This window comes from Streptomyces sp. NPDC059224, from assembly GCF_042754285.1.
Lineage (GTDB): Bacteria > Actinomycetota > Actinomycetes > Streptomycetales > Streptomycetaceae > Streptomyces.
The window spans coordinates 25,362-51,637 of record NZ_JBHZAN010000013.1 but is presented as its reverse complement, the minus strand read 5'-3'; the positions used below and the strand labels follow the sequence as shown (position 1 = coordinate 51,637).

At 69.7% G+C, this 26,276-nt stretch carries 21 protein-coding genes and 5 tRNA genes; 14 read left to right on the top strand and 12 right to left on the bottom strand.

Annotated features, from left to right (window positions below; translation table 11 throughout):
• The first annotated feature begins 15 nt into the window (after positions 1-15).
• From ACFXI4_RS15725 to purM, 3 genes are all read left to right on the top strand, one after another.
• Positions 16-495: an META domain-containing protein gene (locus tag ACFXI4_RS15725; protein WP_384990798.1), complete on the top strand. Its 480-nt coding sequence runs from the start codon at positions 16-18 to the stop codon at positions 493-495.
• A 221-nt stretch (positions 496-716) separates the two neighbouring features.
• On the top strand, positions 717-2,246 hold the full coding sequence (gene purF / locus ACFXI4_RS15720; RefSeq protein ID WP_384990795.1) for an amidophosphoribosyltransferase: 1,530 nt from the start codon (positions 717-719) through the stop codon (positions 2,244-2,246).
• A gap of 31 nt (positions 2,247-2,277) precedes the next feature.
• Positions 2,278-3,348 carry a phosphoribosylformylglycinamidine cyclo-ligase gene (gene purM / locus ACFXI4_RS15715; RefSeq protein ID WP_362727288.1) on the top strand — a complete coding sequence of 357 codons (1,071 nt, stop codon included), beginning with the start codon at positions 2,278-2,280 and terminating at the stop codon, positions 3,346-3,348.
• Between the two features lie 93 nt (positions 3,349-3,441).
• Here the strand turns inward: purM and ACFXI4_RS15710 are convergent, their stop codons facing one another.
• Both ACFXI4_RS15710 and ACFXI4_RS15705 read right to left on the bottom strand, forming a co-directional pair.
• Positions 3,442-3,702: a DUF3073 domain-containing protein gene (locus ACFXI4_RS15710; protein ID WP_132888208.1), complete on the bottom strand. Its 261-nt coding sequence runs from the start codon at positions 3,700-3,702 to the stop codon at positions 3,442-3,444.
• 300 nt (positions 3,703-4,002) lie between these two features.
• Complete coding sequence (locus ACFXI4_RS15705; RefSeq protein WP_384990791.1) at positions 4,003-5,094, bottom strand: Leu/Phe/Val dehydrogenase; 1,092 nt, start codon at positions 5,092-5,094, stop codon at positions 4,003-4,005.
• Between the two features lie 235 nt (positions 5,095-5,329).
• On the opposite strand from ACFXI4_RS15705, the gene ACFXI4_RS15700 reads away from it, so the two are divergent.
• Complete coding sequence (locus ACFXI4_RS15700) at positions 5,330-6,172, top strand: hypothetical protein (RefSeq protein ID WP_384990789.1); 843 nt, start codon at positions 5,330-5,332, stop codon at positions 6,170-6,172.
• Positions 6,173-6,791: 619 nt separating this feature from the next.
• The gene (gene bldC, locus ACFXI4_RS15695; protein ID WP_003949541.1) at positions 6,792-6,998 is read left to right on the top strand and encodes a developmental transcriptional regulator BldC; all 207 of its coding nucleotides are present in this window, start codon (positions 6,792-6,794) and stop codon (positions 6,996-6,998) included.
• 526 nt (positions 6,999-7,524) lie between these two features.
• On the opposite strand, the gene ACFXI4_RS15690 is transcribed toward bldC, so the two are convergent.
• From ACFXI4_RS15690 to ACFXI4_RS15655, 8 genes are all read right to left on the bottom strand, one after another.
• The gene (locus ACFXI4_RS15690) at positions 7,525-7,716 is read right to left on the bottom strand and encodes a DUF6274 family protein (RefSeq protein WP_362729472.1); all 192 of its coding nucleotides are present in this window, start codon (positions 7,714-7,716) and stop codon (positions 7,525-7,527) included.
• A 451-nt stretch (positions 7,717-8,167) separates the two neighbouring features.
• A tRNA-Asp gene (locus tag ACFXI4_RS15685) sits at positions 8,168-8,242 on the bottom strand.
• Positions 8,243-8,335: 93 nt separating this feature from the next.
• On the bottom strand, positions 8,336-12,280 hold the full coding sequence (gene hrpA / locus ACFXI4_RS15680; RefSeq protein WP_384990786.1) for an ATP-dependent RNA helicase HrpA: 3,945 nt from the start codon (positions 12,278-12,280) through the stop codon (positions 8,336-8,338).
• A gap of 81 nt (positions 12,281-12,361) precedes the next feature.
• Complete coding sequence (locus ACFXI4_RS15675) at positions 12,362-12,673, bottom strand: hypothetical protein (RefSeq protein ID WP_362723094.1); 312 nt, start codon at positions 12,671-12,673, stop codon at positions 12,362-12,364.
• Between the two features lie 337 nt (positions 12,674-13,010).
• A tRNA-Phe gene (locus ACFXI4_RS15670) sits at positions 13,011-13,084 on the bottom strand.
• 24 nt (positions 13,085-13,108) lie between these two features.
• Positions 13,109-13,183, bottom strand: a tRNA-Asp gene (locus ACFXI4_RS15665).
• Positions 13,184-13,220: 37 nt separating this feature from the next.
• Positions 13,221-13,293: transfer RNA gene (locus tag ACFXI4_RS15660), tRNA-Glu, on the bottom strand.
• A gap of 80 nt (positions 13,294-13,373) precedes the next feature.
• Positions 13,374-14,936: a metallophosphoesterase gene (locus ACFXI4_RS15655; protein ID WP_384990782.1), complete on the bottom strand. Its 1,563-nt coding sequence runs from the start codon at positions 14,934-14,936 to the stop codon at positions 13,374-13,376.
• A gap of 198 nt (positions 14,937-15,134) precedes the next feature.
• Between ACFXI4_RS15655 and ACFXI4_RS15650 the strand changes: the two genes are divergently transcribed.
• The 9 genes from ACFXI4_RS15650 (at position 15,135) to ACFXI4_RS15610 (ending at position 24,864) form a co-directional block, all read left to right on the top strand.
• A complete protein-coding gene (locus ACFXI4_RS15650; RefSeq protein ID WP_384990780.1) occupies positions 15,135-15,488 on the top strand; it encodes a metallopeptidase family protein in 354 nt (117 codons plus the stop codon).
• Positions 15,489-15,567: 79 nt separating this feature from the next.
• Positions 15,568-16,092: a hypothetical protein gene (locus ACFXI4_RS15645; protein WP_384990778.1), complete on the top strand. Its 525-nt coding sequence runs from the start codon at positions 15,568-15,570 to the stop codon at positions 16,090-16,092.
• A 215-nt stretch (positions 16,093-16,307) separates the two neighbouring features.
• A complete protein-coding gene (locus ACFXI4_RS15640) occupies positions 16,308-18,248 on the top strand; it encodes a DEAD/DEAH box helicase (RefSeq protein WP_384990775.1) in 1,941 nt (646 codons plus the stop codon).
• A gap of 148 nt (positions 18,249-18,396) precedes the next feature.
• On the top strand, positions 18,397-20,526 hold the full coding sequence (locus tag ACFXI4_RS15635) for an FG-GAP repeat domain-containing protein (protein WP_384990772.1): 2,130 nt from the start codon (positions 18,397-18,399) through the stop codon (positions 20,524-20,526).
• Between the two features lie 84 nt (positions 20,527-20,610).
• Complete coding sequence (locus ACFXI4_RS15630) at positions 20,611-22,125, top strand: amino acid permease (protein ID WP_384990770.1); 1,515 nt, start codon at positions 20,611-20,613, stop codon at positions 22,123-22,125.
• A gap of 98 nt (positions 22,126-22,223) precedes the next feature.
• A tRNA-Lys gene (locus tag ACFXI4_RS15625) sits at positions 22,224-22,296 on the top strand.
• A gap of 260 nt (positions 22,297-22,556) precedes the next feature.
• Complete coding sequence (locus tag ACFXI4_RS15620; RefSeq protein WP_384990768.1) at positions 22,557-23,042, top strand: MarR family winged helix-turn-helix transcriptional regulator; 486 nt, start codon at positions 22,557-22,559, stop codon at positions 23,040-23,042.
• A 316-nt stretch (positions 23,043-23,358) separates the two neighbouring features.
• The gene (locus ACFXI4_RS15615; protein WP_384990765.1) at positions 23,359-24,027 is read left to right on the top strand and encodes a nitroreductase; all 669 of its coding nucleotides are present in this window, start codon (positions 23,359-23,361) and stop codon (positions 24,025-24,027) included.
• A gap of 108 nt (positions 24,028-24,135) precedes the next feature.
• Positions 24,136-24,864 carry an SDR family oxidoreductase gene (locus tag ACFXI4_RS15610; protein WP_384990762.1) on the top strand — a complete coding sequence of 243 codons (729 nt, stop codon included), beginning with the start codon at positions 24,136-24,138 and terminating at the stop codon, positions 24,862-24,864.
• A 43-nt stretch (positions 24,865-24,907) separates the two neighbouring features.
• Here ACFXI4_RS15610 and ribA read toward each other — a convergent pair whose 3' ends face one another.
• Both ribA and ACFXI4_RS15600 read right to left on the bottom strand, forming a co-directional pair.
• Complete coding sequence (gene ribA / locus ACFXI4_RS15605) at positions 24,908-25,549, bottom strand: GTP cyclohydrolase II (protein WP_384990760.1); 642 nt, start codon at positions 25,547-25,549, stop codon at positions 24,908-24,910.
• Positions 25,550-25,731: 182 nt separating this feature from the next.
• Complete coding sequence (locus ACFXI4_RS15600; RefSeq protein WP_362724446.1) at positions 25,732-26,259, bottom strand: MarR family transcriptional regulator; 528 nt, start codon at positions 26,257-26,259, stop codon at positions 25,732-25,734.
• Positions 26,260-26,276 lie beyond the last annotated feature (17 nt).

The following is a 26,276-nucleotide window of genomic DNA, read 5'->3' as shown; positions in this document are numbered from 1 at the left end:
AACCGATAGACCGGAGTGTTCCGTCGAACCGGCATGTACGGGTACAAGCAGCGCACGCAGCACAGGACCCTGACCATGACGGCCGCCGCCGTGCTCGTCCCGCTCGCGGTGGCCTGCGGCGGAGAGAAGGCCGGAGTCTCCGTGGGGGCCCGGCCACCGGTGACCGGGATCGAGTGGACCGTCGACAGCGTGACCGTGGACGGAACCACCCGGCGCGCCCCGTCCCACGCCCACGCCCACCTGCGGATCGACGACGGCAGGGCCGCCGGCGGCTTCGGCTGCAACCAGTTCAGCGCCACGGCGACGGCGACGGACGACCGGATCCGGCTGAGCAACGCCCGCACCACCCGCATGGCCTGCGACAACACCCGCATGACCTTCGAGCGCGCGCTCGCCCGCACCCTCACCGCGGGCCCGCTGACCACCCGGACCGACGGCCGGGACCTGACCCTCACCACCGCCGGCGGCGACCGGGTCGAGCTGTCCAGGAAATGACCTCCGGTGCCCCGAATGATGTGCGACACCTCACTCAGAGAAACGGTGTGAGGGGGTTGCGCGGGCTTGGGCCCGCCCGAAGGCACCCCGGCTGGAGAATCCTCTCAACGCGCTGACCTGCGAAGATGAAGAAAGCCACCAACGCGTCCGCGGTCGTAGATCCACTAAGGCCGGGTATCCCCAATTCGGACCAGTGGTCGATCTCGCCTACACTCGGTGCCGTGCCACGTGGTGACGGTCTCCTCAATCACGATCTGCTCCCCGGCGAGAAGGGCCCCCAGGACGCTTGCGGCGTCTTCGGTGTCTGGGCTCCCGGTGAAGAGGTCGCCAAGCTCACGTACTTCGGGCTGTACGCCCTCCAGCATCGGGGCCAGGAGTCCGCGGGTATCGCGGTCAGCAACGGCTCCCAGATCCTCGTCTTCAAGGACATGGGACTGGTCTCCCAGGTCTTCGACGAGACCTCCCTGGGATCGCTCCAGGGTCATATCGCGGTCGGTCACGCCCGCTACTCGACCACCGGTGCGTCCGTGTGGGAGAACGCCCAGCCGACCTTCCGTGCCACCGCGCACGGTTCGATCGCGCTCGGCCACAACGGCAACCTCGTCAACACGGCGCGGCTCGCCGAGATGGTCGCCGACCTCCCCAAGGACACCCACGGCCGGTCCACCCGGGTCGCCGCGACCAACGACACCGACCTGCTCACCGCGCTCCTCGCGGCCCAGGTCGACGCCGACGGCAAGCCGCTGACCATCGAGGAGGCCGCGCACGCGGTCCTGCCGAAGGTCCGGGGCGCCTTCTCGCTGGTCTTCATGGACGAGCACACCCTCTACGCGGCCCGCGACCCGCAGGGCATCCGCCCGCTGGTCCTCGGCCGCCTGGAGCGCGGCTGGGTCATCGCCTCCGAGTCCGCCGCCCTCGACATCTGCGGCGCCAGCTTCGTGCGCGAGATCGAGCCGGGCGAGTTCGTCGCCGTCGACGAGAACGGTCTGCGCACCTCCCGATTCGCGGATGCGAAGCCCAAGGGCTGTGTCTTCGAATATGTGTACCTGGCCCGCCCCGACACCGACATCGCCGGCCGGAACGTCTACCTGTCCCGGGTGGAGATGGGCCGGAGGCTCGCCAAGGAAGCCCCGGTCGACGCCGACCTGGTGATAGCGACCCCGGAGTCCGGCACCCCGGCCGCCGTCGGATACGCGGAGGCCTCGGGCATCCCGTTCGGCAACGGTCTGGTCAAGAACGCCTACGTCGGCCGGACCTTCATCCAGCCCTCGCAGACCATCCGGCAGCTCGGCATCCGCCTGAAGCTGAACCCGCTGAAGGAAGTCATCAAGGGCAAGCGGCTGGTCGTCGTCGACGACTCCATCGTGCGCGGCAACACCCAGCGGGCCCTGGTGCGCATGCTGCGCGAGGCCGGCGCCGCCGAGGTCCACATCCGGATCTCCTCGCCGCCCGTGAAGTGGCCCTGCTTCTTCGGCATCGACTTCGCCACCCGCGCCGAGCTGATCGCCAACGGCATGACCATCGACGAGATCGGCACCTCGCTCGGCGCCGACTCCCTGGCCTACATCTCCATCGACGGCATGATCGAGGCGACCACCATCGCCAAGCCGAACCTGTGCCGTGCCTGCTTCGACGGCGAGTACCCGATGGAGCTCCCGGACCCCGAGCTGCTGGGCAAGCAGCTCCTGGAGACCGAGCTGGCCGCCGGTCCGGCAGCCACGGCCGCGGCCGACGCGATCCGTCGCCCGTAAGCCTCGTCATCAACCCGAAAGATCCCAGGCAATGTCTGAGAGCCAGTCCTCCGGTGCCTCCTACGCGGCTGCCGGCGTCGACATCGAAGCGGGCGACCGCGCCGTCGAGTTGATGAAGGAGTGGGTGAAGAAGACCAGACGCCCCGAGGTCCTCGGCGGCCTCGGCGGCTTCGCCGGCCTCTTCGACGCCTCCGCCCTCAAGCACTACGAGCGCCCGCTGCTCGCCTCCGCCACGGACGGTGTCGGCACCAAGGTCGACATCGCCCGGCAGCTGGGCGTGTACGACACCATCGGCCACGACCTGGTCGCCATGGTCATGGACGACATCGTGGTGTGCGGTGCCGAGCCGCTCTTCATGACCGACTACATCTGCGTCGGCAAGGTCCACCCCGAGCGGGTCGCCGCGATCGTCAAGGGCATCGCCGAGGGCTGTGTGCTGGCCGGCTGCGCCCTGGTGGGCGGCGAGACCGCCGAACACCCGGGCCTGCTGGGCGCGGACGACTTCGACGTGGCCGGCGCCGGTACGGGTGTGGTGGAGGCCGACCGGCTGCTGGGCGCGGATCGTATCCGTACGGGTGACGCGGTGATCGCCATGGCGTCCTCCGGGCTTCACTCCAACGGGTACTCCCTGGTCCGGCACGTGCTGCTGAACCAGGCGGGGCTCGCTCTCGACGCCCATGTCGAGGAGCTCGGCCGCACCCTCGGCGAGGAGCTGCTGGAGCCGACCAAGATCTACTCGCTGGACTGCCTGGCCCTGATCCGCACCGCCGAGGTGCACGCCTTCAGCCATGTGACCGGCGGTGGACTCGCGGCGAACCTGGCCCGGGTGATCCCGGACCACCTGCACGCGCGCGTCGACCGGGCCACCTGGACGCCGGGTGCGATCTTCGACCTGGTCGGCCGGACCGGCAACGTCGAGCGGCTCGAACTGGAGAAGACGCTGAACATGGGTGTCGGCATGATCGCGATGGTCCCGCAGGAATCGGTGGACGTGGCGCTGGCCACACTGGCCGACCGCGGGGTCGACGCATGGGTGGCCGGCGAGATCACCGAGCGCGGCGAACACACCACGGGCGCGGAGCTGGTCGGCGACTACGCGTAGCGCGTGGGCCGACCGGCCATGAGGCCAGCACAAAACCCGGTCCGGCGTCAGAGCCCCGGACCGGGTATGTGAACGGCTAAGCAGCCGCGGGCATTACGCACCGCGACGATGTTGAGACTGGGGACTGGACTGGTCGTCCTCGTCCTCGTCGTCATCGTCGTTGTAAAGATCCGCGTACTGGGCGTACGGGTCGTCATCCTCGTCGTCGTCCTCGAACGGCTCGCCATTCGGCGGCTGGCTCGAAGTCGATGCGCCCAGCTCGCTGGCCAGACGTGACAGGTCAGTCCCACCGCTGTTGTACTTCAGCTGGCGGGCGACCTTCGTCTGCTTGGCCTTGGCCCGGCCGCGCCCCATGGCTCGACCCCCTCGGTGACGGGGCTCGACGGCCCCAGAGTCTGACACGCGTTCATGATCCGGAACGGACTCTCCTCGGAGAGACCGGTCCGTAGGGCTTCCACGGTACCTGAGCCCGCGCCCATACGGTACGTCGCCCGCACTACGCGCCTGGCTGCACGACCCGCGAGGTGCCCCGTCCCCGCTGGTCAACGACGATTTTAACCACTTCCTGGCGGGCGACCCGCCGACGAACGTGAGAGTTCTCTCCAACTGCCCGCCGGCGGGTACCGGAAATCCGTGCGGAAATCCCGCGTTCGGTCAGCGGCCGCCCGCCGTTGCGGCTTCGTGCATCCGCTGTTCGGCGATCCGGTCGGCCGCCGCGGCCGGCGGAATCCCGTCCTCCTTCGCACGAGCGAATATGGCCAGCGTGGTGTCGAAGATCTTCGCGGCCTTGGCCTTGCACCGGTCGAAGTCGAACCCGTGCAGCTCGTCGGCGACCTGGATGACCCCGCCGGCGTTCACCACGTAGTCCGGGGCGTAGAGGATCCCGCGGTCGGCGAGGTCCTTCTCGACACCGGGGTGGGCGAGCTGGTTGTTGGCCGCGCCGCACACCACCTTGGCGGTCAGCGCCGGCACCGACTCGTCGTCGAGCGCGCCGCCGAGCGCGCAGGGTGCGTAGATGTCGAGGCCCTCGACCCGGATCAGGGCCTCGGTGTCGGCGGCGACCTGGACCTGGGCGTGCCGGTCGGAGATCCGGCCGACGGCCTCCCGGCGCACGTCGGTGATCACCACCCGGGCGCCCTCCTCCAGCAGGTGCTCCACCAGGTGGTGGCCGACCTTGCCGACGCCCGCGATGCCCACGGTGCGACCGCGCAGCGACGGATCGCCCCACAGGTGCTGGGCGCTGGCCCGCATGCCCTGGTAGACGCCGTACGCGGTGAGCACGGAGGAGTCGCCGGCGCCGCCGTTCTCCGGGGAGCGGCCGGTGGTCCACCGGCTCTCGCGGGCCACGACGTCCATGTCGGCGACGTACGTGCCGACGTCGCAGGCGGTGACGTAGCGGCCGCCGAGCGACGCCACGAACCGCCCGTAGGCGAGCAGCAGCTCCTCGGTCTTGTCGCGCTCGGGGTCCCCGATGATCACGGCCTTGCCGCCGCCGTGGTCGAGTCCGGCCATGGCGTTCTTGTACGACATCCCGCGCGCGAGGTTGAGGGCGTCGGCGACGGCCGCCTCCTCGTTGGCGTACGGGTAGAAGCGGGTGCCGCCGAGGGCGGGGCCCAGCGCGGTGGAGTGGATGGCGATGACGGCCTTGAGGCCGCTCTTGCGGTCCTGGCAGAGCACGACTTGCTCGTGACCGCCCTGGTCCGAGTGGAACAGGGTGTGCAGGACGCCGGTGGAAACGTCGGTCACTGTGGTGACTCCCGGTTGTGTTCGCGGCGAGTGGAGACGGGGGCCTCCGTACGGGTGGCGGGGGCCGTGGCATGAGCGTAGAGCTCCTGCCCGCCCACCATCCGCGCCGTGTTCAGGATCACTCTCTCGCGCCGCGTGTGCACGTATGAGCGTGGGACGATTTGCTGTGGTTTCGCGGCTGCTCCGAAGTGGGTTCCGCTGGTTTCGAGCCCGGTGCGGTGGGGAGGGAGCAGGCGTGCCCAAGGTGTCATCGGTGGTCGTCCCCTACGCGACGTACCTGCGTGTGTACGAGCCGCTGGCCGCCTTTCCCGAGCCCGAGCGCGGCCACTGGGCGCGTTACGCCCGCCGTCCTGAGCGGCCGTCCTATCAGGACGAACTCCGGCGTGCGCTGGCCGACTTGCTGCCCACCCCGCCGATCCCGGTGCCGGTGCAGGAGAGCGCGGAGGCCTTCGTGCTGGAGGCCGACGGCGTCGTGTGCGTGTGCCCGTGGCGGACGCGGCTGCGCGGCTGGCAGGCCCTTCAGGAGCTGCCCGAGGACCTGCCGAACCTGGTCCTGGACGCGATGCTGCCGCCGGTCGTCCGCCGGCAGGCCGCGATGGACTACGAGCGGTGGCTGGCCCGCAACCCCGATTCCCGGCCCTGGATCCGTACGGCGACCTGGCAGGTCCCGCTGAACTGGTTCGTGCTGGTCTCCGACGAGGAGCGCCGGTACGAGAAGGGCACCGGCGAGATCCCGCCGATGCTGCGCTACCGCACGCCGATGGTGCAGGCCCGGCGCCGGGTGGCCCGGTCGCTGCGCACGCTGAAGGACGCCATCGACGAAGGGCCGCTCATCGACGGCCTGGTGGACGTGGGCCGCTGGCTGGAGGAGTTCCATCCGCGTTCGCTGGTCGAGCTGGACTACGGCGGCCTGGTGCACGCCCTGCCGGCCGGTGACCTGGAGGACGACCATTCGGCGGCCGACGTGGCGGCCGGCATCGAGGCGCTGCGGCAGGGCGACGGGACCGCGGCCGGTGAGGCGTACGGGCGGCTGGTGGAGCGCTGGCGGGCGGTACGGGACCGGCGGTCCGCGAACTGAGCTCGCGCGTGAGCGCCGATGCCGTTCACTCCGTACTGATTGTTGGATCACCTGATGGTGTGACAGCCGGATGACACCTCGGTGACGTGTGCGCACCGAGTGATGTAGGTCACGGCCCAGATGCCATGAAACAACGTACGTTGACGGCACTTCAGTGAACGCACGGGACGTTGGTCCCGATCCGGGCTTTTGCGTCAAGGGTGACGGACCGCACTTACACGGCTCTTGCGCCTCTTGCCACTCCTCGTGCCAAAATAGGACAAGGAGTCCGGGGAGGGCTCCTTCCGTCCGCTTGTGGTGCACTGTGGGCGGAATCTCAGCATTGCACTCGCTTTGGGGGGTCTGACGACTCCTGATCGCCATGTGACTGATCGTCACAGGGGCGTGACTGTCCGCTATGGCATGGTCCATCGGCTTCCGCGGCTGATGACTACCTGGGAGGGCAATTCCATCGGTTTGGCCGACGCGGCTGGACGGATGGTGTAGTTGTAGTGCCGAGGACAAGCCGTTCGTCCTATAACCGACTCGACTCGCGTCCGCCATTTCGGGCAACGCGGGTCAAGGTGCAGAATTTAGAGGAAAGAACCGAGAAGGTTCGGTTCTCCCGAGGAGGCCGCTCATGACCGCTCGCACCCCTGATGCCGAGCCGCTGCTGACCCCGGCTGAGGTCGCCACGATGTTCCGCGTCGACCCCAAGACGGTCACGCGGTGGGCGAAGGCCGGCAAGCTCACGTCGATCCGCACGCTTGGCGGACATCGGCGCTACCGCGAGGCTGAGGTCCGCGCACTGCTCGCGGGCATTCCGCAGCAGCGCAGCGAGGCCTGACCAACTGAATAGCGGGCAAACCGACCGGTCCCCCAACTGGCCGAGTTGCCCCGACCCTAGCTCCGAGCGACGCGGGACCTGCCCCAACGGGACCCACGCCCAGGCCGACAGAACTTCTCAGGCAGCGACACAGGGTGCGTCGTAGATCGCGCTGGACTCCGCCGGGTCCAGCGCGATCTTTTTTGTGTGTCCATGAGGTCTGGCCGACCGTGACCGGGGGCTCTGTGAGCAGCCTTGTCGGAGTCTGGGGAGGCCTGTCGGATCTCCTGTGAACGCACCCTGGGGGAGGGGGGAAGGAGGTCCGGCGGGAGCTCACGGGCATACCGCGGGAGGCGCCTCAGGGTGGTGCAATTGCACATATTAAATTGACTTGTTGTAGGCGGGGTGTAAGTACCGCCGTTTCAGGAACTTATACGGTGACTCCCGTCACATACCGCACGGCTTGTTTGTACCGACCCGGGTGCGCTAATGGAGCCGACCGCTCCACCGTCCCACAGGGGAACGGCTGTTGGGGCCGGCACCCCTCTCACGCGCCGACGGGGTCCTCGTCCTCCGCGGCGTCCTCGGGGGCGTCGCCGGCGTGCGGGGCGGAATCCATGGCCAGCCGCAGGAGCCGATGACAGACCGGGCAGTGACGGGTCAGGTGCCGGTACGACGAGGCGGCCGCCAGGTGGGCCCGCAACAGGGCTCGCGTCTCATGCCGCACCGAAGCCGCCATGCGCCACCTCCAGAGGGGGAGCCGAGGGGAAGCGAGCCCTGTCTTCTGGGTACCGACCGAATGTGACCCCGTCAAGAGCGCACCCCCTGTACCCGGCCAGGGCGGCAGGGGGCGCGCCGGTGCCGCCGGGCTGTGCGGTCCTGACGGGTTGTGCGGTGTCAGGTCGGTGCCTTGGCCCTGAGGGGCGGCGGAGTCGTCGGGGGACGCGCGTGAGGCCCGCTCCCCTTGCGGGGATGCGGGCCTCGGCTTGTTGCGGTCCTGACGGGATTTGCTGTGTCGGATTGCGGCTGCGCCGCGGGCGCGGCCTTCGTCCTGGCCGGGTGGTGGGGGAGGGGTCGTTGCCGGCGTCGGCCTGGCTGGCCCGCCGCACGGTGTGGCCGGCGGCGGCCGGCGCGCACGCCGCATGCGTGAGGCCCGCTCCCCTTGCGGGGATGCGGGCCTCGGCTTGTTGCGGTCCTGACGGGATTTGAACCCGCGGCCTCCACCTTGACAGGGTGGCGAGCACTCCAAACTGCTCCACAGGACCAGGTTTTGCGGCACTTTGTCTGCGCTGTGCTGCGAGAAGGACTGTACAGGAGGGTGAGGGTCCTGGTCGAACTCACGCAGCGTGCCCGGCCGGTTACGGGACGGCCGAGTCGATGGCCTTCACGATCCGCTTGTCGGAGACCGGGTACGCCGTGCCCAGCGCGTGCGCGAAGTAGCTGACCCGCAGCTCCTCCAGCATCCAGCGGATGTCCAGCACCTGCTGCGGCACCGGCCGCCCCTTGGGGAGCTGCTCCAGGAGCCAGGCGTACTCGTCCTGCATCTCGTGGACCTTCTCCATCCGGGTGGTGTCCCGCTGGACGTTGGCCGGCATCTGCTGCAGGCGCCGGTCGGCGGCCACCAGATAGCGCATGAGATCGCCGAGCCGCCGTATACCGGCCCAGGTCACGAAGCCCGGCTTCACCAGGGCGTCCAGCTGCTTGCGGACATCCGTCAGGTTCGCCAGCAGGGCGGGGCTCCGAACGCCCTTCAGACGGCGCTCACAGGCCTGCCAGGCGGCCAGCACCTGCTGCACCTGCCCGACCGTACGGACCGTCGTGTCGACGATCTCCGCGCGCACCTTGTCGTACAGCTTCCGGTACGACTCCTCGTCCCACACCGGCCCCCCGAAGTCGCCGATCAGCTTGTCCGCCGCCGCCATCGCGCAGTCGTCGAACAGGGCCTGGATCGTGCCGTGCGGGTTCGCGGACAGCGCCAGCTTCTGGGCGTTCGTCAGCTTCTCGGACGCGAACTTCGCCGGGTTCACCGGGATGTTGCGGAGGATCAGCCTGCGCGTGCCCTTCCACATCGCCTCGGCCTGCTCCTCCTCGGTGTCGAAGAGCCGGACCGAGACCGTGTCCCCGTCGTCGACGAGCGCCGGGTACGCCTTCACCGGCTGGCCGGCCCGGCGTGTCTCGAAGACCCGCGTGAGCGCGCCGATCGTCCAGTCCGTCAGGCCCGTGCGCTCCAGCGACTCGCCGCCCTCGCGCTGCGCGGTTGCCGCGGCGGCCTGTGAGATGGCCTGGCGGGCCTTCGGCTTCAGCCGGAGCTTCAGCGCCTCCAGGTCCTTGTCCTCGGCCAGCTTCCGGCGCCGTTCGTCGACGATCCGGAAGGTGATCTTCAGATGGTCCGGGACCTTCGCCCAGTCGAAGTCCTCGGCCTCGAAGGGAACACCCACCATGCGCTTGAGCTCACGGGCCATGGTCACCGGCAGGGGCTCCTGCAACGGGACCGCGGTGTCGAGGAAGCGCTTCGCGAAGTTCGGTGCCGGCACGTAGTTGCGGCGGATCGGCTTGGGGAGGGTACGGATCAGCTCCGTGACCACCTCTTCCCGCAGGCCCGGGATCTGCCAGTCGAAACCCTCGTCCCTGACCTGGTTGAGGACCTGGAGCGGGACGTGGACGGTGACCCCGTCGGCGTCCGCGCCCGGCTCGAACTGGTACGTCACCCGGAACTTGAGCTGCCCCTGCCGCCAGGAGTCCGGGTAGTCGGCCTTGGTGACCGCCTCCGCCGACTCCCGGATCAGCATTTCACGCTCGAAGTCGAGGAACTCCGGCTGCTCGTGCCGCTTGTGCTTCCACCAGGAGTCGAAGTGGGCGCCGGACACGACGTGTTCGGGCACCCGCTGCTCGTAGAAGTCGAAGAGCGTGTCGTCGTCCACGACGATGTCCCGGCGCCGGGCCCGGTGCTCCAGCTCCTCGACCTCGCTCAGCAGCTTGCGGTTGTCGGCGAAGAACTTGTGGTGGGTCCGCCAGTCGCCCTCGACCAGCGCGTTGCGAATGAAAAGCTCGCGGCTGGTCTCCGGGTCGATCCGGCCGTAGTTGACCTTCCGGTCGGCGACGATCGGCACGCCGTACAGCGTGACCTTCTCGAGGGCCATCACGGCCGCCTGGTCCTTCTCCCAGTGCGGTTCGCTGTACGTCCGCTTCAGGAGGTGCTCGGCGAGGGGTTCCACCCACTCCGGCTCGATCTTCGCGTTGACCCGCGCCCACAGTCGGGACGTCTCCACCAGCTCCGCCGACATCACGAACCGGGGAGTCTTCTTGAACAGCGCCGAGCCGGGGAAGATCGCGAACTTGGCGCTGCGGGCACCCAGGTACTCGTTCTTCGCGCCGTCCTTGACGTCCTTCATGCCGATGTGCGACAGCAGACCCGCGAGCAGGGAGACGTGCACGCGGTCGCCGGGGGCGTCCTCCTCGTTGAGGTGGATGCCCATCTGCTTGGCGACCGTGCGCAGCTGCGAGTAGATGTCCTGCCACTCCCGGATGCGCAGGAAGTTCAGGTACTCCTGCTTGCACATCCGCCTGAAGGAACTGGAGCCGCGCTCCTTCTGCTGCTCCCTGATGTACCGCCACAGGTTGAGGAAGGCGAGGAAGTCGCTGGTCTCGTCGCGGAAGCGGGCGTGCTGCTGGTCGGCCTGGGTCTGCTTGTCGGCCGGGCGCTCCCGCGGGTCCTGGATGGAGAGCGCGGCGGCGATGACCATGACCTCGCGGACGCAGCCGTTCTTGTCGGCCTCCAGGACCATGCGCGCCAGACGCGGGTCGACGGGCAGCTGGGCGAGCTTGCGGCCGCTGTCGGTGAGCCGCTTGCGGGCGTCCTTCTCGTCCGGGTTCAGCGCGCCCAGCTCCTGGAGCAGCTGCACACCGTCCCGGATGTTGCGGTGGTCCGGCGGGTCGATGAAGGGGAACTTCTCGATGTCGCCGAGGCCCGCCGCGGTCATCTGCAGGATGACGGAGGCGAGGTTGGTCCGCAGGATCTCGGCGTCGGTGAACTCCGGGCGGGCGAGGAAGTCCTCCTCGTCGTACAGCCGGATGCAGATGCCGTCGCTGGTCCGGCCGCAGCGGCCCTTGCGCTGGTTGGCGCTGGCCTGGCTGATCGGCTCGATGGGCAGCCGCTGCACCTTGGTGCGATGGCTGTAGCGGCTGATCCGGGCGAAGCCCGGGTCGATGACGTACTTGATGCCGGGCACGGTCAGCGAGGTCTCGGCGACGTTGGTCGCCAGAACGATCCTGCGACCGGTGTGCTGCTGGAAGACGCGATGCTGCTCGGCGTGCGAGAGGCGTGCGTACAGCGGGAGCACTTCCGTGAACCGGTAGTTCTTCTTCTCCAGCGCGTCCGCCGTGTCGCGGATCTCGCGCTCGCCGGAGAGGAAGACCAGGATGTCGCCCTTGCCCTCGCCCTGGAGCTCCTCGACGGCGTCGCAGATCGCGGTGATCTGGTCGCGGTCGGCGTCCTCGGTGTCCTCTTCGAGGAGGGGCCGGTAGCGCACCTCCACCGGATACGTCCGACCGCTGACCTCGACGATCGGGGCGTCCCCGAAGTGCCGGGAGAACCGTTCGGGGTCGATGGTCGCGGAGGTGATGACCACCTTCAGGTCCGGCCGCTTGGGCAGCAGCTGTGCCAGGTAGCCGAGCAGGAAGTCGATGTTGAGGGACCGCTCGTGGGCCTCGTCGATGATGATCGTGTCGTAGGCGCGCAGCTCGCGGTCGGTCTGGATCTCGGCGAGCAGGATGCCGTCCGTCATCAGCTTGACGAAGGTGGCGTCCGGGTTCACCTGGTCGGTGAAGCGGACCTTCCAGCCGACGGCCTCCCCCAGCGGCGTGCGCAGCTCCTCGGCGACCCGCTCGGCGACGGTACGGGCGGCGATCCGGCGGGGCTGGGTGTGCCCGATCATGCCCCGGACACCGCGCCCGAGTTCCAGACAGATCTTCGGGATCTGCGTGGTCTTGCCGGACCCGGTCTCACCGGCGACGATCACGACCTGGTGATCGCGTATCGCCTCGGCGATCTCGTCCTTCTTCTGGCTGACGGGCAGCTGCTCGGGGTACGAGACGGCGGGCACGACGGCGCGTCGGCCGGCCATCCGTTCCTCGGCCCTGGCCACTTCGGCCTCGATCTCCGCGAGGACGGCGGACCGGGCCTCCGGCTTACGGATCTTGCGTGCGCCTTCCAGCCTGCGCCCGAGCCGGTGCGCGTCGCGCAGCGAAAGCTCGGTCAGGCGGGGGGCGAGAGCGCCGAGGGCGGGGGCGGGATGCGTAGACATACGCGGTCCAGGATCTCACCTCGGCGAAATTCATGGCGAACGCTTTTCCCTCCGGCGGTTCGCCGGGGCTGTGGGGGCGCCCTACGGGGTTCGCTGGGCTGGAGGGGTGGCGGCGGCCGAAGGCGGCGGAGCGGTGGAGGTGGCGGGAGCCGAGGCCGCAGCCATGGACTTCGCCGTGTTGGACACCGCCTTGATGCCCAGGTAGGCGGTGGTCATGCTGCTCACGGCCGTGAAGGCCGCGCTGAGAACGCCGATGATCACCGACGTGTCGCCGCTCAGCCGCCAGACGCCGAACACCGCGACCGCGGCGATCGCGAGGTTGCTGACGACGACGGCCAGCAGGCCGTATCTGGCGCGGACCTTCTCCAGCTCTGATTCCTGGTCCCGGCTCATCTTTCCCCACCCTGACAACGTGTCGACGCGCCAGAACCTAGCGTCACGCCGGCCCCGCCGCCAAGGAGAGCGGGCCAGCCTGCCGGGAAGACGTCGTCATCGCCCAGCAGGTCCGCGCAGGCGTCCACCGGCACGGTGCCGGCGTTGTGGAGGTCGATCCCGCCGTCGGAGCCGACCCTGACCAGCGCCCGGCCGGCCGCGGTGTGCCCCTTGGTGAGGTTCCACCGCGTTGGCATGCAGCCGTCATGCACTCAACGTGATCTCGAAGGAACGCCGGAATCGGTCCGTGCGGCGAAAGAGAACAGCCCCTCCGGAATCCCGGAGGGGCTGTCTGCTGTGGCTGGGGCCGGGGTCGAACCGGCGACCTATCGCTTTTCAGGCGATCGCTCGTACCAACTGAGCTACCCAGCCACGAGGTTTCACGTGAAACCCCAGCGGTCCTGACGGGATTTGAACCCGCGGCCTCCACCTTGACAGGGTGGCGAGCACTCCAAACTGCTCCACAGGACCAAGCTTTGTGTGCAACAGTGTCGCACACGATCTTGCGTGCCCCCAACGGGATTCGAACCCGTGCTACCGCCTTGAAAGGGCGGCGTCCTAGGCCGCTAGACGATGAGGGCTATCGGCCCGCCTGGGCGCTTCTCAGCGCGTCGGGGACGTGAGAAGCATATGGGATGGCGAGGAGTATCGCCAAAACGGTTTACGACCCCGAGGGCGCCGGGGTGGCGGGCGTGCCTCCTGAGGGCGACGGGTTCTTCGTGCTCCTCGTGCTCTTCGTGGGGGAGGGAGTGCCGCCGGGCTGGTTCTCCGCGGCCAGGTGCCGGCTGACTTCGGCCGTCGTCTCACCCAGACCGCCCAGCTTGATCTCGTCCCAGGCCTGGAGCCGACGGGTGTCGCGGTCGAAATAGAGGACCGAGGCCTCGATGGGGTCCGGATACTTGCCCTCGACCGCGCGCAGACCGCTGCCGCCCGTGGAGCCCTCCACCCGCAGTCGGGTGCCGTGCGCCAGGATCTCGGTCTGCTCGTGGTGGAGATGGCCCGCCAGGACCAGGGGCACCTCACCGTCCGACATACGCGCGGCCGCCGGCTCATGGGCGATGGCCACGTCCACCGGGGTGTCGGCCGCCCGCTGTTCCCGCAGGGCGGTGGCGAGGTGGTCCCCGGCCTGTTCCTCGGCGGTGTCCCCGCCCGGCACCGCCGAGCGGTCGGGCGTGTACTGGGGGTCGCCGATCCCGGCGAAGCGCATCCCCGCGATCGTCTCCGCGTGGCCGTCGTCCAGGACGTGCACGTTCTTCATGCGGGACAGGTAGCGCTGCGTGAGGTCCGAGTCATGGTTGCCCCGGACCCAGACGTAGGGAACGCCCAGGTCGGCGATCGGGTCCAGGAAGCCGTTCTCGGCCGCTGTGCCGTGATCCATGGTGTCGCCGGAGTCCACGATCACATTCACGTCGTACTGCTGCACCAGCGAAGCGATGATCTTCCAGCTCGCCGGGTTGAGATGGATGTCGGAGACGTGCAGGACGCGCAGGGTGGTCGGGTCCGGTGTGTACGCGGGGAGCGTGGAGGTGGCGTCGTACAGCTTCGTCACATTGGTCACCAGCCGCGCCAACTCCTTCTGGTAGACGTCGAATTCGGTGACGATGCTGCGTGCGTTGCCGACCAGGGCGGGGGCCGAGGAGAGCAGGCCGGAGAACCTCGGTTCCAGCACCGACTCGGGGTTCCAGGTGGCGTACGCGGACACGCCGGAGGCGGTGAGCAGGGTGAGGGCGAGGCCGCCGGCGGCCAGGGCACGGCGCGGGCGGCGGTAGACGGCGAGGCCGAGGGCGGTGGCGCCGCAGACGACGGCCACGCAGGAGCGTTCGGCCAGGTCCAGGGTGCCGTGCTCGACGTCCTGGGCGACCTCGTCCTGAAGACCGGAGAGGCGTTCGGGGTGGTCGACCAGCGCCTGGGAACGGACCGGGTCGAGCTGGTCGACGTTGACGTCCAGGCGGAGCGGCGCGCTGTGGGTGTCCAGGTAGAGGGCGCCCAGCGGGGAGACGTTGATCTTCGTGCCGCCGTGCAGTGACGGGCGCAGGGTCATCGTCGTGTCCATCGGGCCGACCTGGGCCCGGACGTTCCCGACCACCAGCAGGCCGAGCCAGGCGCCGGCCAGCACGACGGCTGTCAGGCCGAGGACACGGATCCAGACGGGCGGTGCGTGGGCATCGGGGGCGAGTTCCAGGTCGGGGAGGCGGGTGCGGGCTCGGGCTCGGACGCGGGCCATTGGTGCCGTATGCCCAGGATTGCGGGCGCGTATGCGAGCGCGTGGGGACCCGGCCTGGCGGCGGGGCCCGTGGCCTGCACGCCGGGGGGCTGCCGGCCCGGGTGCCGAGGGCTCCTGGCCCGGGTGCCGTGGCTCCCGGGCTGGATGCCGGGGCGCTCGGGACTCTCGTACGGGCGTTCCGTACCGGACAATGGGCCTGTGCTGGAGATGACGCGCGAGGAGTTCGAGGAACTGGTCGCCGAGGCGCTCGACCGGATCCCGCCGGAGCTGACCCGGCTGATGGACAACGTGGCGGTGTTCGTCGAGGACGAGCCCGACGACCCGTCCGACCCCGAGCTGCTCGGGCTGTACGAGGGGACCCCGCTGACCGACCGCGGCGAGTGGTACGCGGGCGTGCTGCCGGACCGGATCACCGTCTACCGCGGACCGACCCTGCGGATGTGCGCGTCAAGCGAGGAGGTCGTCGCGGAGACCGAGGTGACCGTGGTGCACGAGGTCGCCCATCACTTCGGCATCGACGACGCGCGGCTGCACGCACTGGGGTACGGGTGACGCCCCGGTTGCGTGTCCTCCTGCGGGCGACGGGAGTTGGGGAGGTTGACTCCTTTCTCCGCCCCCGGAGGTGGCCGCCGTGCGCCCCTTGTACGTACCCGTCCGTCTGGCCGTGACCGTGATGGCCGTCGCGGCCGCCGCGGGCTGTGTGAACGTCGGGGACGACGCGGGGAAGGCCAAGCCGTCGCACTCCGCCGGGCACCGGGACGGTGACGGGGGCGACGGAGGCTCCGGGGTGTCCGGCGAGGGCGGTGCCGGGTACGGCGGCGAGGCGGCCGACGGGAAGCGGGGGCATGGAGGAAAGCCGAAGCCGGGGGAGTCCGGGTCGGCGTCCGCCAAGCCGGCCAAGGGTGCGAGCGCGGGGCCGACGGCCGTGGTGAAGCCGGGCGACAGCGCGCCGCCGGGAGCGCCGGCCGGGCCGACGGGGGCACCGGCGTCACCCACACCGCCTGCGGCCTCCCCCACGCCGCCGCCGGACTCGCCGACACCGCCACCGCCGGTCACGGACCCGCCGTCCGCCGAGCCGTCCTCGTCGGCGCACGAGGACACGGGGCCGCAGCTGGTCCAGCGGGAACCGGCCCCGATGGCGGGCGCCCCGGCCTAGCTGTGAGCTGGGCCTTTGAGGGTGGGTTTGCCTTGAGGGGTGTTGGGTGCGTATGGTGGTAGATCGTTTGATCCCATTTGCCCGGCGCCACCGCAGAGCGCGCCGTGTGGCGCGTACTCTCCCCTTGCCGTGGCGGACCGCATTGAGGCGGTCGTGAGCGAATCACGGAGTTGACGGGCGCGTGCCGAAGAGACTCCGGAAGGTTTCGCATTCGCATGTCCGTGTCCAGTACTGATCAGTTCGTCGTGTCCGAGAACAACGAGGACAACGAGCTGGTGACCCAGGTCTCCGAGGAGACCGCTGACACCACCGACACCACTGACACCACCGACACCCCTCAGATCACCTTCGCCACCCTCGGTCTCCCCGAGGGTGTCGTGCGCAAGCTCGCGCAGAACGGTGTGACCAGCCCCTTCCCGATCCAGGCCGCGACCATCCCGGACGCCCTGGCCGGCAAGGACATCCTCGGCCGTGGCCGTACCGGCTCCGGCAAGACCCTCTCCTTCGGTCTGCCCACCCTGGCCACGCTGGCCGGCGGCCGTACCGAGAAGAAGCGCCCCCGCGCCGTCATCCTCACCCCGACCCGTGAGCTGGCCATGCAGGTCGCGGACGCCCTCCAGCCGTACGGCGACGTCCTCGGCCTGAAGATGAAGGTCGTCTGTGGCGGTACGTCCATGGGCAACCAGATCTACGCCCTGGAGCGCGGCGTCGACATCCTCGTCGCCACCCCCGGCCGTCTCCGCGACATCATCAACCGCGGCGCCTGCTCCCTGGAGGACGTGCAGATCGCCGTCCTCGACGAGGCCGACCAGATGTCCGACCTGGGCTTCCTGCCCGAGGTCACCGAGCTGCTCGACCAGATCCCGGCCGGCGGCCAGCGCATGCTGTTCTCGGCCACGATGGAGAACGAGATCTCCACGCTGGTCAAGCGCTACCTGACCGACCCGGTCACGCACGAGGTCGACAGCGCCCAGGGCAACGTCACGACGATGTCCCACCACATCCTCATCGTGAAGCCGAAGGACAAGGCGCCGGTCACCGCCGCGATCGCCTCCCGCAAGGGCCGCACGATCATCTTCGTCCGCACCCAGCTGGGCGCCGACCGGATCGCCGAGCAGCTGCGCGACGCCGGTGTGAAGGCCGACGCGCTGCACGGCGGCATGACCCAGGGCGCCCGCACCCGGACGCTGGCCGACTTCAAGGACGGTTACGTCAACGCGCTCGTCGCCACCGACGTCGCCGCCCGCGGTATCCACGTCGACGGCATCGACCTGGTCCTGAACGTGGACCCGGCCGGCGACCACAAGGACTACCTGCACCGCGCGGGCCGTACCGCCCGCGCCGGCCGCACCGGAACCGTCGTCTCCCTCTCCCTCCCGCACCAGCGCCGGCAGATCTTCCGGCTGATGGAGGACGCGGGCGTCGACGCCGGCCGTCACATCATCAACTCCGGTACGGCCTTCGAGCCGGAGGTCGCCGAGATCACCGGTGCCCGTTCGATGACCGAGGTCCAGGCCGAGTCCGCGGGCAACGCGGCGCAGCAGGCCGAGCGCGAGGTCACCCAGCTCACCAAGGAGCTGGAGCGGGCCACCCGCCGTGCGGCCGAGCTGCGCGAGGAGGCCGACCGTCTGGTCGCCCGTGCCGCCCGCGAGCGCGGCGAGGACCCGGAGACGGCGGTGGCCGAGGCCGCTGCCGTGGCCGAGGCCGAGGCCGAGGTGGCGGAGCAGCCGGCCGTCGAGGCACCGGTCCGTCAGGAGTCCTCCTCGTACGAGCGTCCGCGTCAGCAGCGCGACGAGCGGGGCAACTACGAGCGCCGTGACCGCCGTGACGACCGTCCGTCGGGTGGTTTCCGTCGTGACGACCGTCGTGACGGTGACCGTGGCGGCCGTTCCTTCGAGCGTCGTGACGACCGTCCGTCGGGTGGTTTCCGCCGGGACGACCGTCGTGACGGCGGTGACCGTGGCGGCTTCCGCCGCGACGACCGTCCCTCCGGCCACCGGGGCAGCGACCGTCCCTTCAACCGCGACCACCGCGACGACCGCCCGGGCTTCCGCAGCGGCGGGCACGACCGCCCCTACGGCCGTCGTGACGACCACCGCGGCACCGGCTCCTTCGGCCGCCGCGACGACAAGCCGCGCTGGAAGCGCAACGGCTGACATCCAGTGAGCTGGGGAAGGGCCCGCACGACTCCGGTCGTGCGGGCCCTTCCGCGTTCCCGGATCCCGGCAACCACCTTCTGTTCACGGTCAATTCACTAGGGGTGTCCGTGCGGCGACGGTTAGGATCTCTTGAATTTTGAACTTCTTGGGGGACTCCTTGAACCGGCACGCCCGGATCGCACTCACTCTTGTCGGACTGGCCGCCCTCGGTGCCGGTTCGCTGACCACCGCGGGCACGGCCACGGCGGACACCACCCCGACGCCCATCGCCACGGACGGCGTCTGGGGCATCGACTACGCGGGCGGTTTCCTGACCTCCGTGGAGAACACCCCGAGCGGCTACCAGTGGCTGGTCGGCCGGCGGATCTCGGCCGACGGTTCCACGGTGCTGGAGAAGACGTACCGGGGAATGGCCGACAGCACCGGCATCCATCCGCAGCGGGTGCCGTGCGACGCGGGGCCGCAGGGGTGCGTGCCGACGCGTTCCTTCGGCAACACCTGGGTCGGCGCCTTCATGGAGGACGGCACCGGCAGGCAGACGGCCCAGATCCACCTGGGCAGCAACACCCTGGACGGCAAGTCCCAACCGACCGTCACCGGCGGCCGGTTCGTCGACGCCAGCGGCCGTTACTACGTCTACCAGGCATCCTCCACCGGTAAGCAGTACGTCGACGCGGTGAACCCGTTCCGCTACGAGGACGTCCGGCTGACCCGGTCCATCACCGCCGCCTCCGTGTGGGGCTCGACGCTGTGGACGCCGGGCACCGGCAACGGCGTCGTCACCGGATACGGCCTGGAGACGAAGAAGACGGTCGCCACCGTCTCCACCGGTGCGCCCTGCACGGTCAAGGAGCTCCAGGTCGTCGGCCGCTGGGTCTACTGGAACTGCGGCCCGACCGGCGCGGCGGGCGTGTACGACCGCACGGCGAAGAAGAACGTCAAGGTGCCCTCCGGCCCGGCGCTCGTCGGTGACGGCTACCTCGTCCAGCACGACCGGACCGCGGGCAAGCTCATGCTGACCGACTTCCACACCGGGACCGCGGCCGTGGCCCGCGCCATCGCCGACCTGCCCGCCGGGCACACCACCGACCAGCGACGGCTGACCTGGTCCGTGGACAAGTTCGGTGGTGACATCGCCTACGTCGGCCCGGACGACGTGATCCGAATAGCGCCGAGCGGGGTGCCGACACAGTCCCTGACCGGGGTCGAGTCGAACCCGGACGACTCGGACGAGAACCCGAGGGTCGGCGTATCGGGCAGCACCACCTGGGACAGCCTCTGGCAGCTCAGCAAGCCCGCGAACTGGACCTTCACCGTGAAGGACACGCACGGGCGCACCGACCGCACCATCAAGGGCAGCGCGGCTTCCGTGGCCGTCGACTGGGACGGGACGAACGACAGGGGCGGCTACCCGCTCAACGGTCCGAAGACCTGGACGCTGACCGCCACCGCGGTGGAGGGCTCAGGCACCTACACGACGAGCGGGAAGTTCGGCTACACCGGCGGCACGCAGGGCTTCCACGACCAGAACGGCTTCTACTACGGCGAGCTGGCGGCCCTCAACTCCACCGGCAGCCTGATGCTGTACGCCACCACCGGCGTCGGCAAGTTCACCGGACATCGGTCGGCCTCCGGCTGGGCGGCGGGCACGGCGGCCGTTCCTTTCGGGGACATGAACGGCGACCGGTGCGCGGAGATGCTGGTGCGGATGCCGAACGGGGAGCTGCGCCGGTACGACGGCAAGTGCGACGGCTCGTACAAGCCGTCCGACAGGCACGCCTCCCTCGGCACCGGCTGGAACGGGTACGACGTCCTCACCGCTCCCGGTGACCTCACCGGCGACGGCCTCACCGACCTGCTGGCCCGGAAGTCCGCCACCGGGGACGTCTACCTGTTCGCGAACGACGGGGCCGGCAAGCTGAAGGCCCGGGTCAAGATCCGCACCTGGTCGGCGTACACGAAGATCGTCGGCGCCGGTGACCTGAACGGCGACGGCTTCGGGGACGTGCTGGCGCTCGACAAGGCGGGCGCGCTCTGGCGCTACGACGGCACCGGGACGAGCCAGGTGAAGGAGCGGGTGATGGTCGCGGCGCACTGGAACGCCTCGTACAACGCGGTCGTGGGCGTCGGCGACATCACCGGGGACGGCAAGAACGACCTTGTGATGCGGGACACCGCGGGCAATCTGTACCGGCAGACCGGGACCGGCAAGGGGTCCTTCGCCGCCCGGGTGAAGATCGCGACGGGGTGGCAGCGCTTCAGGGCGCTCTTCTAGGCGGCCTGTTTCCGGCGGGTTCCAGAGTGTTTTCGGCCAAGCTGTGATGCATGTCACGCCCCCGGTGAGGGAATCGCTGGGGGCATGACAGATGACGCGATAGGCACAGCGACCTCCGACGAGGAGCGGCTGGCCCAGCTCGGCTACACCCAGGTCCTGGCCCGCCGTATGTCGGCCTTCTCGAACTACGCGGTCTCCTTCACGATCATCTCGGTCCTCTCCGGCTGTCTCACCCTCTACCTCTTCGGCATGATCACCGGCGGCCCCGCCGTGATCACCTGGGGCTGGGTGGCCGTGGGCCTGATGACCCTCTTCGTCGGCCTCTCCATGGCCGAGATCTGCTCCGCCTATCCCACCTCGGCGGGCCTCTACTTCTGGGCCCACCGGCTGGCCCCGCCGCGCTCCGCGGCCGCCTGGGCATGGTTCACCGGCTGGTTCAACGTGCTCGGCCAGGTCGCGGTGACCGCGGGTATCGACTTCGGCGCCGCGTCCTTCCTGGGCGCCTACCTGAACCTGCAGTTCGACTTCACCGTCACCCCCGGCCGCACGATCCTCCTGTTCGCCGGGATCCTCGTCCTGCACGGTCTTCTCAACACCTTCGGCGTCCGCATCGTCGCGCTGCTCAACAGCGTGAGCGTGTGGTGGCACGTCGTCGGCGTCGCGGTCATCGTCGGCGCGCTGACGTTCGTCCCCGACCACCACCAGTCGGCGTCCTTCGTCTTCACGAAGTTCGTCAACGAGACCGGCTGGAGCAGCGGCCCGTACGTCGTCCTGCTCGGCCTGCTGATGGCCCAGTACACCTTCACCGGGTACGACGCCTCGGCGCACATGACCGAGGAGACCCACGACGCGTCGACGGCGGGTCCGCGCGGCATCGTCCGCTCGATCTGGACCTCGTGGATCGCCGGCTTCGTGCTCCTCCTCGGCTTCACCTTCGCCATCCAGTCGTACGACAAGGAACTGGCGTCCCCGACGGGCGCGCCCCCGGCGCAGATCCTGCTGGACGCCCTCGGCGCGACCACGGGCAAGCTGCTGCTCCTCGTCGTGATCGGCGCCCAGCTCTTCTGCGGAATGGCCTCGGTGACGGCCAACAGCCGCATGATCTACGCCTTCTCCCGCGACGGCGCGCTGCCCTTCTCCCGCCTCTGGCACACGGTCAGTCCGCGCACCCGCACCCCGGTGGCGGCGGTCTGGCTGGCGGCCCTGTCCGCGCTCGCCCTGGGCCTGCCGTACCTCATCAACTACACGGCCTACGCCGCGGTGACGTCGATCGCGGTGATCGGGCTGTACGTGGCCTACGTGATCCCGACGCTGCTGCGGGTGAGGAAGGGTGCCGCGTTCGAACGCGGGCCGTGGCACCTGGGCCGCTGGTCCGGGGTGATCGGTGTGATCTCGGTGACCTGGGTCGGCGTCATCACCGTCCTCTTCATGCTTCCGCAGGTCTCCCCGGTCACCTGGAAGTCCTTCAACTACGCCCCGGTGGCCGTCCTGGCGGTCCTCGGCTTCGCCGCGATCTGGTGGCGGGTCTCGGCCCGGCACTGGTTCCTCCACCCGGACAGAGCACGCCACGAGGAGACCGCCAAACTGGTCGATCTCTGACCCTCCGGGCCACTTCTGCCGTACGACGCGGCCGTGACCCCGATACCCGATCGGCGACACGGCTCCGTCCGGCTATGCTCGGGGAGGCAACATCGCCTGGGCCGTTAGCTCAATTGGCAGAGCAGTGGACTTTTAATCCATTGGTTGTGGGTTCGAGTCCCACACGGCCTACCGGTGGCGGCGGGGGGACATGGCCCCCGACCTGCTGTGCAGCGCCTGAGTCGACTCCGGTCGGGTCGGGCGCTGTGTCGTTTCCGGAACGCCGGAACGCCGGAACGCCGGAACGCGAAAGCGGAAGCGGTCTCCGGTGGACCGGACATGGCCGGAGGTGCCGCCAACCCCCGGAGCGGGGGGCCCGGTTGGGTTCCCTCGGCTCCCGGATCCACGTTCTGTTTCGGTCGATACCGTATCGAATGAAGTAATCTGGCTCCGTGGCCACCGATCCTCCCGACCGAACCAGTGCCGCGCGGGCGACGGACCGTCCCGGGGACGCCTCGCCCTTCGCCCTCGGTCTGCTGCTGCGCCGGGCGCACTGGCATGCCGCCGCGGTGATGGGGGAGGCGCTGCGGCCGCTCGGTATCGAGCTGCGGCACTTCGCGGTGCTGATCGTGCTCGTGAACCGCGGGCCCACGGTGCAGCGGGACCTGGCGGCGGCCACCGGGTCGGACAAGGCCGGGATCATGCGGGTCGTGGACGACCTGGAGCGCAAGGGCCTGGCCGTGCGCAAGGCCGTGCCGGGGGACCGGCGGGTGCGGGAGGTGGAGATCACGCCTGAGGGGCTGGAACTCTTCGACGCCGCCCACGCGGCGGCGGAGCCGCTGGTCGACCGCCTCGCCGGCGAACTGGGTCCCGGCGAGGTCGAGCGGCTGAGTGACCTGCTGACCAGGCTGGCCCATCCCGCGGACGGCGAGGCCTAGGCCCGAAGGGCCATGCGGCCAGGCCGGGTTGTGGGCGGCCATGGTGAGTTCGGGGCCGATGAGGTCGAGGTCCGCTCGGAGGCCGAGGAGGCCTGGCGGCGGGCTGCTCGGGGGTGTGCCGGTCGGCCGCGTACCCGGCTTCGGCCGCGAGAGCGGGGTGGACCACCGTGTCCTCCGGGTTCCCCTCCCATGTCCTGCGGAAGTCCCCTGTCTGGACCCGGACTGCGGGGCGATCATTTCACTCGATACCGTATCGAGTGATACTATCGTGGGTGAAGCGGCGATGGGCGCGGCAGGCGGACGGAGACGGGCGATCATGGACGTCTACGAAGCGGTCACGAGCCGGCGGGCGGTGCGCGGGTTCGCCGACCGACCCGTCCCGAGGGAGCCGCTGGAGCGGGTGCTGTCCGCGGCGGCCTGGGCGCCGTCCGGCTCGAACATCCAGCCGTGGCACGCGTACGTGGTCACCGGGGCGCCGCTTGCCGAGATCAAGAAGCGTGCGGGTCGGCGTCTGGCCGAGGGCGACCCCTGGGACGAGCCGGAGTACGAGCAGTACCCGGCCGTACTGAAGTCCCCCTACCGTGAGCGCAGGTCCGGCTTCGGCGAGCAGCGCTACGGCGCGCTCGGCATCCCGCGCGAGGACCTGGAGGCCCGCCAGCGCGCCGCCTCCGCGAACTGGCAGTGCTTCGGCGCTCCCGCCGCCCTGTTCTGCTACGTCGATCGCGACCTGGGCCGCCCCCAGTGGTCCGACGTCGGCATGTATCTGCAGACCGTCATGCTGCTGCTGCGCGCCGAGGGGCTGCACAGCTGCCCGCAGATGGCCTGGGCGAAGTTCCGCCGGACCGTCGCGGAGGTCCTCTCACCGCCGGACGGACTCGTCCTCTTCTGCGGCATGTCGATCGGGTACGAGGACGTCTCGGTGCACTCCCCCCGCACGGGCCGGGCACCGCTCGGCGAGACGGTCACGTTCGTCGACGGTCTCTGAGGACGCCGCTGGGCGGAGGGGTGCTTCCTCCTGCCTCGCCCACCCGGTCATTTCGATGTCATATTTCTAGATAAAGGCATCGCAACGAACCCCTGCGAAAGGCATGCCATGAAGATCGCAGTCATCGGCGGGACCGGGCTGATCGGATCGCAGGTCGTCAGGAAGCTGGCCGCGGCCGGGCACGAGGCCGTACCGCACTCGAAGTCCACCGGCGTCGACGTCCTCACCGGCGAGGGAGTGGACGAGGCGCTGGCCGGGGCCGACGTCGTCGTCAACCTGACGAACTCGCCGACCTTCGACGAAGCCTCCCCCGCCTTCTTCCAGACCTCGATGGACAACCTGGTGGCCGCGGCCGGCCGGGCCGGCGTCGGTCACTTCGTGATCCTCTCGATCGTCGGCGTGGACCAGGTGCCGGAGATGGACTACTACCGGGCCAAGACGCTCCAGGAGCACATCCTCGCGACCGGGTCGGTCCCCTACTCGATCGTCCGGGCGACGCAGTTCATGGAGTTCATGGACGACGTCATGTCCTGGACCTCCGACGCCGACACCGTCCGGCTGCCCGCCACGCCCATCCAGCCCATAGCCGCCGCGGACGTGGCCTCGGAGGTGGCGGAGGTCGCCGCGGGCGCCCCGCTCAACGGCATCCGCGACATTGCCGGTCCCGACATCTTCACCCTGGACGAGCTGGGCCGGATCACCCTGTCCCACAAGGGTGACAACCGCACCGTCGTCACGGATCCCACCGCCGGCATGTTCGCCGTCGTCAAGGGCGACGTCCTCACCGACAAGGACGCACACCTCGCCCCCACCCGGTACGCCGACTGGCTCGCCTGACGATCCGGCGCCACGGGGACGGCGTCGGCCGCCGCCCCGTTGCTCAGCCCGCGTTGAGGTCCGTCAACTCACCGAGCGGGAGGGTGTGCTGGGTGTGCAGGACCTTCGCGCGCAGGTAGCGGACGTTGTGCGCGGTGCGGAAGACACCGGTCGGCACGCGGTCGCGGACCGTGACGCCGAGGCCGCGCAACTGCTCGGCCTTGTCGGGGTTGTTGGAGAGCAGGTCGAGGTCCGTGACACCGAGCGCGGCCAGCATCTGGGCGGCGGCGGTGTAGTCGCGCGCGTCCTCGGGGAGGCCGAGGGCGGCGTTCGCCTCGTACGTGTCGAGCCCCTGGTCCTGGAGGGCGTAGGCGTCGAGCTTGTTGTAGAGGCCGATGCCGCGTCCCTCCTGGCGCAGGTAGAGCAGGACGCCACCGCGCTCCGCGATGCGCTCGACGGCTTCCCGCAGCTGGGGTCCGCAGTCGCAGCGGGCCGAGCCGAAGACGTCCCCGGTCAGGCACTCGGAGTGCAGCCGCACCAGCGGAAGCGTGCCGGGGGCGGGGTCGCCGAGGAAGACGGCCACGTGTTCCAGGCCGTCGGTGAGGCCATGGAAGGTGACCAGTTCGGCGTCGACGCTGTAGCCGTCGGTGAAGCGCAGCGGAACTCGGACGCGGGCGCGCTGGGTGGCGGCGGGGAAGTCGGTCATCGGGCTCTCCTGTGTCCGGGTGCAGGACGCTAGCGGCCTCTGTTTCAGATTTGAAGCAGATCCGCCGCTGGAACACTATCCATGTTTTAAATTTGAAGCAATAGGATTCCGCGGGAATAACCACGAGGTCCCACCGTGGCGCCGCACGGCGGGCCGACCTCTGGCGGGCGACCGGAACGGCCTTACGCCGGACCGGAACAGGGCGAGGACCGGCGCCGCCAGGGAACCTCGTCCGAGGTCGGCCGCGGGGTCGACGCCTTGCCCTCCAGCGCCCGCGCGATCACCGTGCTGATCTCCTCCAGCTGCTCGACCTGCTCGGCGGAGAGATGGTCGAACACCGCCGCCCGTACCGTCTCCACGTGTCCGGGTGCCGCGCGTTCCAGCACCGCCATGCCCTCGTCGGTCAGGGCGGCGAAGCTGCTCCGCTTGTCCCACTGGCAGTCCTCGCGCCGGATCAGCCCGTCCTTCTCCAGCCGGGTCACCGCGTACGTCAGCCGGCTCCGGGTGATCTTCGACTTCTCGGCGAGGTCGGTCATGCGCAGCTTGCGCTCCGGTGCCTCGGAGAGACTGACGAGGATGCCGTAGTACAGATGCGGCATGCCGGCGTCCTGCTGGAGCTGCCGGTCGAGCGCGTCGTCCAGGAGGTTCGTCGCCGAGATGTAGGCGCGCCAGGCGCTCTGCTCCTTCGGCGTCAGCCAGCGAGTCGTCATGGCGCCAGTGTAGGTTT